General features: G+C 61.7%; 11 protein-coding genes. 8 read left to right on the top strand and 3 right to left on the bottom strand.

Translation table 11 applies throughout. The annotated features are described in order from the left end of the window. Positions 1-1,364 (bottom strand): MmgE/PrpD family protein (locus tag U4Y90_RS35475; RefSeq protein ID WP_321801756.1); only part of this gene is annotated, 1,364 nt, incomplete at its 3' end. Between the two features lie 120 nt (positions 1,365-1,484). Continuing rightward, complete coding sequence (locus tag U4Y90_RS35470) at positions 1,485-2,981, bottom strand: MFS transporter (RefSeq protein WP_321801755.1); 1,497 nt, start codon at positions 2,979-2,981, stop codon at positions 1,485-1,487. Between the two features lie 245 nt (positions 2,982-3,226). Here U4Y90_RS35470 and U4Y90_RS35465 point away from each other — a divergent pair, with 245 nt between their 5' ends. The 8 genes from U4Y90_RS35465 (at position 3,227) to U4Y90_RS35430 (ending at position 10,304) form a co-directional block, all read left to right on the top strand. Then, positions 3,227-4,114, top strand: a complete 888-nt coding sequence (locus tag U4Y90_RS35465) for a CoA ester lyase (RefSeq protein ID WP_321801753.1) — start codon at positions 3,227-3,229, stop codon at positions 4,112-4,114. A 31-nt stretch (positions 4,115-4,145) separates the two neighbouring features. Next, entirely contained in the window at positions 4,146-4,607 is a 462-nt protein-coding gene (locus tag U4Y90_RS35460) for a MaoC family dehydratase (protein ID WP_061178376.1), read from the top strand. Positions 4,608-4,633: 26 nt separating this feature from the next. Beyond that, positions 4,634-5,800 carry an acyl-CoA dehydrogenase family protein gene (locus tag U4Y90_RS35455; RefSeq protein WP_061178377.1) on the top strand — a complete coding sequence of 389 codons (1,167 nt, stop codon included), beginning with the start codon at positions 4,634-4,636 and terminating at the stop codon, positions 5,798-5,800. A gap of 160 nt (positions 5,801-5,960) precedes the next feature. After that, positions 5,961-7,199 carry a CaiB/BaiF CoA-transferase family protein gene (locus tag U4Y90_RS35450; RefSeq protein ID WP_321801751.1) on the top strand — a complete coding sequence of 413 codons (1,239 nt, stop codon included), beginning with the start codon at positions 5,961-5,963 and terminating at the stop codon, positions 7,197-7,199. 1 nt (position 7,200) lies between these two features. Further along, complete coding sequence (locus tag U4Y90_RS35445) at positions 7,201-8,367, top strand: CaiB/BaiF CoA-transferase family protein (RefSeq protein ID WP_321801749.1); 1,167 nt, start codon at positions 7,201-7,203, stop codon at positions 8,365-8,367. A gap of 110 nt (positions 8,368-8,477) precedes the next feature. Next, complete coding sequence (locus U4Y90_RS35440; protein WP_321801747.1) at positions 8,478-9,164, top strand: nitroreductase family protein; 687 nt, start codon at positions 8,478-8,480, stop codon at positions 9,162-9,164. Between the two features lie 11 nt (positions 9,165-9,175). Then, positions 9,176-9,499, top strand: coding sequence for a carboxymuconolactone decarboxylase family protein (locus U4Y90_RS35435; RefSeq protein WP_321801746.1), 324 nt, complete (start codon positions 9,176-9,178; stop codon positions 9,497-9,499). A gap of 13 nt (positions 9,500-9,512) precedes the next feature. Continuing rightward, positions 9,513-10,304: an enoyl-CoA hydratase/isomerase family protein gene (locus U4Y90_RS35430; protein ID WP_321801758.1), complete on the top strand. Its 792-nt coding sequence runs from the start codon at positions 9,513-9,515 to the stop codon at positions 10,302-10,304. A gap of 38 nt (positions 10,305-10,342) precedes the next feature. Here the strand turns inward: U4Y90_RS35430 and U4Y90_RS35425 are convergent, their stop codons facing one another. After that, a complete protein-coding gene (locus tag U4Y90_RS35425; protein ID WP_321801744.1) occupies positions 10,343-11,140 on the bottom strand; it encodes an IclR family transcriptional regulator in 798 nt (265 codons plus the stop codon). Between the last annotated feature and the right edge of the window lie 131 nt (positions 11,141-11,271).

Genomic DNA, 11,271 nt, shown 5'->3' with positions numbered 1-11,271 from the left:
TTGAAGACGCGCTCGATGAAGTCGTCGATGCGGGCGGAGGACAACACGTCTTCCGTGTTGCGGCGAAACTTGCCGACAAGTTCATCGTTGCTCATATAGCTGGACGGTTCCGGCGACGGACTGCCTTTGGGATAGCGGCGCTCCCCGGCGAACGTCCGGCCGCGCGCGCGAACCTCGATTTTCGCGGGACGGCTGGCGGCATGACTCGTCAACAGCTCGACGTAATTCGGATGGACTTCGTGCGTGACGCGATCCATCAGCTTTATGACAGACGCGCCGAACACGAACTCAGGGTCCTGCCACGCCTTTCCAGGCGAGACGCGATGTGCACCGAGCGCAAGCCCGTGCGCGATGCTGAACTGCGCATCGTGAACGTGGCCGATATCGCGATTGAGCCATACTGGTTGTTCGACGAAGCCTTCGACCCAGGCCTTGATGCTCTCGATCTCGTGCGGCTCGATATCGTTCGTTTCGACGATTTCGATGAGCGCGTCGAGCAATGCATGGAGGATCCGGCAGTGAGGGTAGGGTTTATACGCCTGTTCCGTGATAAACCGCCAGGCTTCACCGAGTTCCGCGGTGATGCACTCGGGCTCCCAACGACGTGTGCCGATGAAGCGCGGAAAGCCGAATTCCCGGTCGTCCAGGATCTGCAGATCGCCACGGTGGCCAAGCTCCGCCATGTGAGCGGCGGTCATCGCTGATTGCGTCAGCGCGCCTGCGAGCAGGTACTTGATCGTCGAACTGGGCGCGTGCTGAAACCACGCAACTTGCGAATTCACCGGCGAGATGCTTCCGGCGATGCCGAGCGCGTTCGCAACCACCGTCGCCGGCAGCGCCTTGAGCTTGACGATCGCCGCCGTCGCGCCGAATACGGTGCTGCTATAACCGTAGACCGGCGGCGGCGACACCTTGCCATCCTTCGTGTCTCGCAGATAATCCATCGCCTTGCCGAGCCGATACGACATTTCGTGCGAAACCGCCATCGCCTCGACAAGCGCCTTGCCCGTTACGCATCGCGCTTCACCGACGGCGAGCGCGCCCGGCAGCACATAAGGCGTGACGTGACCAGGCGGCACGACGGCGTCCATGTCGAGCGCGTTGATCAGTTCGCCGTTGGCGAACGCCGCGCCGAAAATCGATGTTCGTTCGTCGGTTCCGATGACGGTCGCGTCGCCGTTGCCGCCCATCATGCGAGCGTAGTCGATGCCGATCCGCCCCTTGGGCTGTTCGATCGCGGCCACCGCGCAGCCGATCGAGTCGAGCAGGAGGCGTTTGCATTCTTCAACGACGGCTGTGGGCAGATGGTCGAATCGGACGTTCGATGTGAACGTGCCCAACTGCTGAATGAGACTGTCGGCCATGCTGGAATCTCCTGAAACGTTGTCGGCAGCTGCGGAATCATGTTCGGCGAATCCGAGACGCGTCCGGCCGGTGTCGACAGCGAGGGAACGCATCGCTGAAAGGGCAACGGACATTGAGGCTTACTTCACCTGTGCCGCGCGCTCTTCAGCCAGCAAGCGCCTGTAATGCGGCAACGCGGTCAGAAGCAGCGTCGCCGCGATCGCAGACGCAATCGCGCACACGATAGCGATCGAATGTCCGACCATCTTCGGATTCTGGAATACACGATCGGTCAAGAGGGCAATCAGCGTCGGGCCTGCACCGAATCCAACCAGTTGAGCGACGAACGAATAAATGGCGCCGACGGTGCCACGCATGCGACTGGGCGCGACGAGTTGCAATGCAGCGGCCATGCAGCCGGTGGGCAGACTGAAGAAGAACACGATGCCTGCTGCCGCGGCTAGCGCACCAGTCGTTCCCGGTACGAATGGAATGCTCGCGCAACAGAGCATCATCGGAATCATGGCGATCGCGGCGGTGCGCAGCGGAGCATCCTCATAGCCACGTTTCTCCAATTGACGTGCAACCCAGGGACCGGTCAGCGCGCCGGCAATGCCAAAGACCACAACCAGCCCGCCGAAGCGGAACCCGACCAGCGAAGCCGGCATGCCATGCGTGCGAATCAGATAGGAGGGCATCCATGCGGGCATGCCGAGCACGACGATCGCAAGCATGCCGACGCCCAGCAAAATCCTCGCGTAGAACGCGCGGCGCTGCCAAAGATAGCGGGCCGAAGCGCCGGTCGAGAATTGCCGCTCGTCTTCGCGCGCGCTCATCACGCTGCTACGTGCGGGTTCGCGCATGGTGAGCAATACGACCAGCGCGAAAAGTATCCCGGGCAGCCCGATGATGACGAACGCGAGTTGCCAGGTCTGGAACTGCGTGAGGATCGGAAAGTGCTCGTGAAAAGCGCGTGCGAATTCGATCACAAAGCCGCCCGCGACAAGCGAGAGCCCGCCGCCGAGCATCGGGCCGAGGATGAAGATGCTCATCGCGCGCGGCATCTTCTTCGCCGAAAAGCAGTCGGCGATCATCGAGAGCGCGAGCGGGAATACGCACGCTTCGCTGGCGCCGACGCCCAGTCGGGCGAGGAAAAGCCCGCGATACGTATCCGCAGTGCCGCATAGTGCGGTGAAAACACACCACAGGCAGATGGAGACGAGAAGAAGATTGCGCCGGTTGGTCACATCGACGAGCCGACCGAACAGCGGCGATGCAGCCAGATAGGCGGCAATAAAAGCGAAGCCCTGAACCAGGCTCAGTTGTGTGTCGGAGATGACGAGCGAGCGCTTGATCGGTTCGACCAGCAGATTGAGAAGCTGTCGATCGATGTAGGCGAGGGAATACGCGAGCGTCAGCATCACCAGTACATACCACGCGCGTCCGCTGTCATGGATGACGTGATCGGGAGATAGATGCAATGGCGTTTGCCCGGTGACGGCAGCGGCGTCGGACGGCATGTCGTTCATGGCGTTTCTCATTTCTCCTCCAATAAGAGCATTCAAAGTCGTGGGTTCTGCAAGGCGGCTTGCGGGACATTCAGAAGGGGGCTGCTCAGGCGACGCGATTGTCGGCACGCCGGATAGAAACACTCTACCTAATTAATGTTAGATAGTTTGTGCATTGTTTGGACGGTGTTCCATGGGTGTTATCCATGAGCCGGATGTGTCGACTTGCTATCGGCTCGCGCGGAGGACTGCATTCGGGCCGATGTTGGTGTAAACCCCAAATGACACCTCCAGATGCGAGGAGGAAACTAACTATCAATCGTTAGGTAAAGCCTGACGACGCAGGACGAGACTCTCTACAGGCCGAGACAGTGATGACCACCCAGATGAAACCCATACGCTCCTTCCTCTTCGTTCCGGGCAACAAGCCGACGTGGATCGAAAAGTCCATCAATTCCAGGGCCGATGCGCTAATTCTGGATCTGGAGGACAGCGTGCCGCCCGCGCAGAAAGTCGAAGCGCGCGAGATCGTGAAGTCCAAACTGGGCTGGCTGGCGGAGCAGAAGCAGCGCGTCTGGGTGCGCATCAACCGCAGCGCACACCTGTACGATTTCGAAGACATTCTGGCTATCGTCAGCCCCGTGGTTGAAGGCATCGTGATTTCCAAGCCCTGCGGGCCGGAAGACATCCACACCGTTTCATCGATGCTCGCCGAAGCCGAGTTTCGCGCCGGCGTGGAAGTGGGTCATACGAAGGTGATTCCGCTGCTGGAGACGGCCCGCTCACTGCAACTGGCCTATGAGATCGCCCAGCACGAGCGCGTGCCCGCCATCGTGGGCGCGACGGCCAAGAACGCCGACGTGGCCCGCGCGCTCAAGACCGTCTGGTCACTCGGCGGTCGCGAGACGCAGTACCTCAAATCACGCATCGTCATGGCCGCGCGCGCAGCGGGCAAGCTGCCTATCGGCGGCGTCTGGCAACAGGTGCACGACCTCGACGGACTCAAGGTCTCCGCGGCCAACGACAGGCAACTGGGCATGAGCGGAGAACTGGTGCTGCATCCCTCCAACGTCGAGATCGTCAATCAGACCTACAGCCCCGCCGAGGAAGAGGTGGCGTTCTATCAAGGGATGATCGACGCGCTCGACAAAGCCCAGGCCGAAGGCCGCGCATCGTGCATCTACGACGGCGAACACATCGACATTGCTCATGCCAAGACGGCGCGCGAAATCATCGAACTCGCGCAGTCGTTCAACGGCTGATTGCTGACCAGAATCCCAGGAGACAAACAACATGGCTGGCCTTTACTTCGAAGAATTCAAGCCCGGCATGGTCATCGAACATGCCATCCGCCGCACCGTGACCGAGACCGACAACATCCTGTTCTCGGCCATGACTTACAACTGTGCGCCGCTGCATATCGATGCCGAATACAGCAAGAACACCATGTACGGTCAGCGTCTGGTGAACAGCATGTTCCTGCTGGCGCTGGTGGCGGGCATCACCGTGTATGAAACGACGCTCGGCACCACGCTCGGTAACCTTGGCTTCGGCGAAATCGCCTTCCCCAAGCCGACTTTTCATGGCGACACGGTCCGCGTCGAGACGGAGATCGTCGAGACGCGCCTGTCGAAGAGCCGCAAGGACTCGGGCATCGTAACCTTCAGACACATTGCCCGGAACCAGCGCGACGAGATCGTATGCACCGCTGTTCGCACCGGCCTGATGATGCTGCGTCCCGCCGACAAGGCTTGATTTCATCTTCGGAGAAGGACTAGGTCATGGACTACCAACTCAGCGCCGATCAACACGCCATCGTCGATGCAGCTCAGAAGATCTGTACTGACTTCCCGCTCGAATACTGGCGCAACAAGGACAAGAACCACGAATTTCCGCACGAGTTCTTTGAAGCCGTCGCGAGCGGAGGGTGGCTCGGCATCTGCATGCCGGAAGATGTGGGCGGGGCGAATCTGGGCGTGACGGAAGCGGCGCTCTTCATGCGCGCGGTCGCCGAGTGCGGCGGACAGGCGGCGGCGTCCACCATCCACATGAATATCTTCGGCCTGCAGCCAGTCGTGCATTTCGGCACGGAGGCGCAGAAAAAGGCCTGGCTGCCGCCTTTTGCGCGAGGCGAAAACAAGGCGTGCTTTGCTGTGACCGAACCGGACACGGGCCTCGATACCACCAAGCTCAAGGTGACGGCGAAGAAGCAGGCCGATGGCAATTATCTGATTTCGGGCAAGAAGGTTTTCATCTCGACCGCACAGGTTGCCGATCACATTTTGATCCTCGCGCGGACCACGCCGATCGAACAGGTGAAGAAGCACAGCGAAGGACTGAGCCTGTTCTACACGAAGCTCGACCGCGATTACGTCGACATCCGGGAGATCGATAAACTCGGCCGTGCGGCCGTCGATACGAACGAACTGTTTATCGATAATCTGCCGGTGTCGAAGGACGCGCTGATCGGTGAGGAAGGCAAGGGCCTGAGTTATATCTTCCATGGCATGAATGCCGAGCGCGTGCTGGTCGCGGCGGAGCAGATCGGGATCGGCCGCGCCGTGCTCAAGCTCGCGACGCAGTATGCGAAGGAACGCGTGGTGTTCGGCCGGCCCATCGGCAAAAATCAGGGCGTGCAACATCCGCTCGCGCGCAACTGGGCCGAGCTGGAAGCGGCAAATCACATGATTTTTGCCGCCGCGGATCTGTACGACAAGGGTCTGTCCTGCGGCTCCGAAGCGAACGCCGCGAAGCTGCTGGCATCGGAGGCCTGCATGAACGCGTGCCAGACGTCGATCCTCACGCATGGCGGCTTCGGTTACGCGAAGGAGTATCACGTGGAGCGGTTCATGCGCGAAGCCTGGATCGGCTACATCGCGCCGGTCACCCCGCAACTGATCCTGTCGAATATCGCGGAGCGTAAGCTCGACTTGCCGAAGTCATACTAGGCACGTTGGTTCCGGGAGTTCCCGGCGTACGAAGAAGGACAACTTGGCGGCCGTTGATTCAACCGGTATCGGTCGCCATCCAGGCAAACGGAAGTCTGTATCAGGCGGTCCCGGTATATACAAGCCAGATTCCGCTTGCATGCGGGTTCAGGAGACAAGCATGTCAGCTGCAAAACCCCTGCAGGGTATTCGTGTTCTCGATCTGACCGTGGCGTTGGCCGGGCCCTATGGATCACTGCTACTCGGTGGTCTGGGCGCCGAAGTCATTCGCGTCGAATCGCCCGGCGGCAGCGATATCGCGCGTAGCAACCCGCCTTATGTGGGCAAGGAAGGCATCCACTTCGGTGTCAGGCGCGAGGAAGAGGTTTCGCTAACCATCCTGAATCGCGCACGCAACAAGAAAAGCATTACGCTCGATCTGAAATCCGAGCAGGGCCTGGCTCTCTTCATGGATTTGGTCAAGGAATGCGACGTCGTCATTGAAAACGCCAGCGAAGGCGCGACCGCGCGCCTCGGCGTGGACTACGAAAGCGTGCGCAAGGCCAATCCTAAAATCATCTACGCATCGATCAAGGCTTTTGGCGAGCCTAGCCCTTACCCCAATCTCAAGGGGATGGACATCATCGTGCAGGCGCTGTCCGGCATCATGGACGTGACCGGTGTCGCCGACGGCCCTCCCACGCGATGGGGCCTGCCGATCGCCGATCTCGTCGCGCCGTTGTATGCGGTCAATGGCATCCTCGCCGCGCTCATTCATCGCGGCAAGACGGGTGAAGGGCAACGAGTACAGGTCTCGATGCTCGACTGCCTGTCGTCGATGGTGGCCGAGGAGCACTTCGATGTGTTCCTCGCGAACGGTTATCCGAAGCGCTCGGGCAATTTCCACGATCGCCTGGTGCCGTTCGGCGTATACGCCACGCTCGATGGTCACGTGGCCATGGTGGCCTTTCAGCCTGACTGGTTCCAGAACCTCATGGAAGCCTTGGGCAAACCCGAGCTGGCCAAGGATCCGCGCTACGCCACGCGTGGTCCGCGCATGAAGCATGCGGCCGAGATCAACGCCATGATCGAGGAGTGGGCACGGCAGCGCAGCACGGAAGAGGTCATCCGCGAGTTGCAGGAAAAGCGCGGCGTGCCCGCGGCCCCGGTGCGCTCGCCGCTCGACGTGCTCAAGGACCCGGTATTGCAGGAGCGCGGCGCCGTGGTCAAACTGCAGCATCCGGGTCTCTCCGATGTCCACGCCATCGGCATGGGACTGCCCATCAGCTTCTCGCAAACGCCGGTGCAGTTCGACCAGCCGGCACAGGAACTCGGCGCATCGAATGAAGAGATTTATCGTGATCTGCTGAAGCTGCCGGACGATCGGCTGCGGCAACTGCGCGACCAGGGAGTGATCTGATATGTCCGCCGCATCTTCCCGTGGAGGTCCGCTCGCGGGCGTCAGGGTCGTCGAGATCGCAGGCATCGGTCCCGGGCCGCTGGCGGCGATGTTTCTGGCAGACCTCGGCGCGACCGTGATCCGTGTCGATCGCAAGGAGCCCTCGGGCCTCGGCGCGCCGCGTCCTGCGCAGTTCGATCTGGGGCTGCGCAATCGCAAGTCCATCCGCGTCGATCTGAAAGACCCGGACGCCGTAGAGATGGTGCTTGAATTGATTGCCCAGGCCGACGCGCTGATCGAAGGCTTTCGTCCCGGCGTGATGGAACGGCTGGGTCTCGGGCCGGACACGTGTCTCACGCGCAATCCGCGTCTCGTGTACGGCCGCGTGACGGGCTGGGGACAGGATGGCCCGCTTTCGACAGTCGCGGGGCACGATCTGAACTACATCTCCATCACCGGTGCGCTGCATGCAATGGGCCGCGCGGGGCAGGCGCCGACGCCACCGCTCAACGTGTTGGGCGACTATGCGGGCGGCTCTTTGTATCTGGCGTTCGGACTGCTCGCGGGCATCATCGAGGCGCGCGGTTCCGGCAAGGGCCAGGTCGTGGACGCCGCGATGGTGGACGGCGTGGCCTCCATCATGACGGTGACGATGGGTCTTCACGCGGCAGGCATGCTCGGCAAGGAACGTGGCACCAATCTGCTCGATACCGGCGCGCACTTCTACGAGGTGTACGAATGCGCCGATGGAAAGTTCGTGAGCGTGGCGCCGATCGAGGGCAAGTTCTACAGGCTCTTGCTTGAAAAGCTCGAGTTACAGGACCATCCGCTGCTTCAAAAGCAGATGGATCGCACGCAATGGCCGCAAGCCAAAGCGGTGCTTGCCGCGAAGTTCAAGGAACAGTCGCGCGATGAGTGGACGCGGCGCTTCGGGCAACTGGACGTCTGCCTTGCGCCGGTGCTCGACTTCGACGAGGCATCGAGTCATCCACACATCGAGGCGCGCGGAACGTTGATCGATCTGGACGGAGTGACGCACCCCGCGCCCGGCCCACGTTTTTCACGAACGCCCGCCGCGCGACCCGAGTCGCCGGCGGCATTGAGCACCGACAACGCCGTCGATGCGTTGCGTGGGTGGCTGCCGGACGAACGCATCGAAACTTTGCGCGCGCGCGAGACCTTCATCTGAGGCATGGGCCATACAAACCCGATCAACCGGCGCATCGCCGGGCAACTTCGCTCCACGATTCCAGCGCACGTTGAGGGCAGGGAACAGGGAGCAGGCAACGAGCTACCGAAATGACATCGCATACTTCCGACCTGACCGCGCTGGATCGCCTCACGCGCGGCCGCTCCACGTGTCGTGCCTACGAGCACAAGGCGCTGGATGCCGACCTGATACGCAGCATCGTAGGCATGGCGAGTCGCTCGGCTTCCTGGTGCAACGTGCAACCGTGGAAACTGGTCATCACTGAAACCCTGGAGAGTACGGAGCGCTTTCGCGAGGCGTTGATGGAGCGCGCGCGGAGCTGTCCGGAAACCGAGTCCGATTTGCCATTTCCGCCGGGATATAAGGGCGTTTATGGCGAACGGCGGCGCGGGGCGGGCATCGCACTTTATTCTGCCCTCGGCATCGGCCCCAACGATGCCGAACGCAGCGCCGAACAGGCATTCCGCAATTTCCGCATGTTCGATGCGCCGCACGTGGCCATCATCACGGTGCCTGCGGAGCTGGGTCCTTATGCGCTCGTGGATGCAGGCGGCTTCGTCTCCTCGTTTCTGCTCGCGGCCTATGCACATGGCGTGGCCACCACGCCTCAGGGCGCGCTCGCTCGCCACGCGCATTTCGTGCGTGAGTACTTCGGTATCCCCGATACACAGCACATGATTTGCGGCATTTCGTTCGGTTTTGCGCAGGCCGGACACCCGGTCAACCAGTTTCGCACCACCCGCGCTGGCGTAGACGATCTGGTGCGCTTCACCTGAGCGATGCAAGCATGAGCGACACGAATACTGCAGCCCGGCGACTACTGGGCGACATCGCGCCCGGTCTTGCGAAACTGACCGACGACGTCCTGTTCGGCCAGATCTGGCAGCGCCCGGGACTGTCGAAGCGCGATCGCAGTCTCATCACCTGTGCCGCGCTCGTCGTCACAGGGAAGACCGAGCAGATGAGCGGGCACTTCCCACGCGCCATTGAGAACGGCGTCACGCGCGAGGAACTCATCGAACTCATTACGCACCTGGCCTTTTATGGCGGATGGCCCAATGCGGTCAGCGCCGCCGTGCGCGCGAAAGAAGTGCTGGGCGCGAATGAATAACAAGGGGAACATCGTGTCACTGATGATTGACCACCCCGCGCCGCAGGTGCGCCGCTTCACGCTGAATCGCGCCGAGCGCATGAACGCGCTCGATGGTCCAACGTTGCAGAGTCTCAACGACGCGGTGCGCGACTGTGCTTCGGCTGCCGGCCAGGTCAAGGTGCTGGTGATACGGGGCAGCGGTCGGGCGTTCTGCGCGGGCAACGACCTCAAATGGCTCGCGAGCGGCGTGCTGGCTGACCGCGCTGCGCACATGCGTCATCAGGATCTGATGCAGGACACCTATGAACGCTTGGAGTCCGTACCGCAGATCGTGTTGGCGAGCATCAACGGCTATGCCCTCGCGGGAGGCTTCGAGCTGGCGCTGGCCTGCGACGTGATGATCGCCGATGAAGCGGCTGAACTCGGCGACGAGCATATTCGTCGCAGCCTTCTTCCGAGCGGCGGCAGTTCTCAACGGCTGCCGCGCAAGCTGGGCTTGCAGCGTGCCATGTACTATCTCGTCACGGGTCGTCGCATGACGGGACGTGAAGCTGCGGACATGGGGCTGGCTGCCTTGGCTGTTCCCTCTCTGCAACTGGAGAGCATCACGCTCGCGCTGGCGCAGGAGATCGCCCAAGCCGACGCACTCGCGCTCGTGTCCATGAAGCAGATGGCGCACCGCGCGATGGAGCTGCCACTCTCCGATGGCCTGCGCTACGAGCGCTGGATGCAGCATCGCTACCGCACGCAATCGCCGTCCCTGGAGGCGGGCGTACAGGGCTTTGCCGGCACTACGGGAGGTGAATCGAACGAGAACCTTTGATGACGTTCTGTCCGGTATGCCCGGCGAACCCGATTGGATCAAAGCGCACCATCGAAATCGGCGAGCTGCGCTTGCAGAAGCGCGGCCGTTTCCTTCAATGCGGGCGCGATGCGGTCGCGCTCGAACTCCAGATCCAGCTCGACGTCGGCTTTCCCGCAGCTCATTCCCAGGAGAATGCCCTCGCGACCGATGCGTACAGGCAGCGCAACGCCCCACGTGCCGCGCTGGAAGCCGCCCATCACGGCACATGTGCCGGTGGTTTCGAGCTCATGGAACGAGGCGTGAATGGCGTCGCCCAATGCGTCGCCCTGGGGTCCTGCGCGCCGCTTGTGTGCTTCTATCAGTAGCGCCTGCTCTTCCTGAGGCAGTCCCCAAAGATATGCCCTGCCGATGGACGTCGTGCTCATGGGCAATACCGAACCGACGCCGAGCCGCAAGGTGGCCACTTTGCGGCTCACCCGATAGTCGACGTAGAGCATGTCCAGGCCATCCTGCAGACCAAGCGCGACCGAGACATCGAGCCGATCAGCCAGTTCCTGCAGAAGAGGCTGCGCCGCCTGCAGCAATGCGTTTGACCCGAGATAGGCGTGACCGATGGCCAATGCACCCGTCGATAGTTCGAATCCGCGACTGCCCGGGACGGATCGCAAGAATCCCACCTGCAGCAACGTAGATGTCAATCTGGACACGGTCGCTTTGGGGAGTCCCGTGCGTCTGACGAGTTCGGCGTTGGTGAGCGGTGTACGATCCGACTGAAACGCACGCAGGACGTGCAGTCCGCGCTCGACCGTCATCAGCGTGGATCTATCGGCGGCATGTCCCTGTAGCGTGTTCATGGCAATCTGCTCGACAGTGTGATTTCCCCAGCCATTCGTACAAGCGCAGGTCCCAGTTCACGCATGCTCCGTGCCCGGCCGAGCAGCATCGACGGTCCCATGCAGCTCACGGCCAGCGGAGCTTCGCCGGG

Origin of the sequence: Caballeronia sp. J97 (genome assembly GCF_905220305.1) — a bacterium.
GTDB lineage: Bacteria > Pseudomonadota > Gammaproteobacteria > Burkholderiales > Burkholderiaceae > Caballeronia.
The sequence above is the reverse complement of the archived record's forward strand: the minus strand, read 5'-3'. Positions and strand labels throughout refer to the sequence as shown.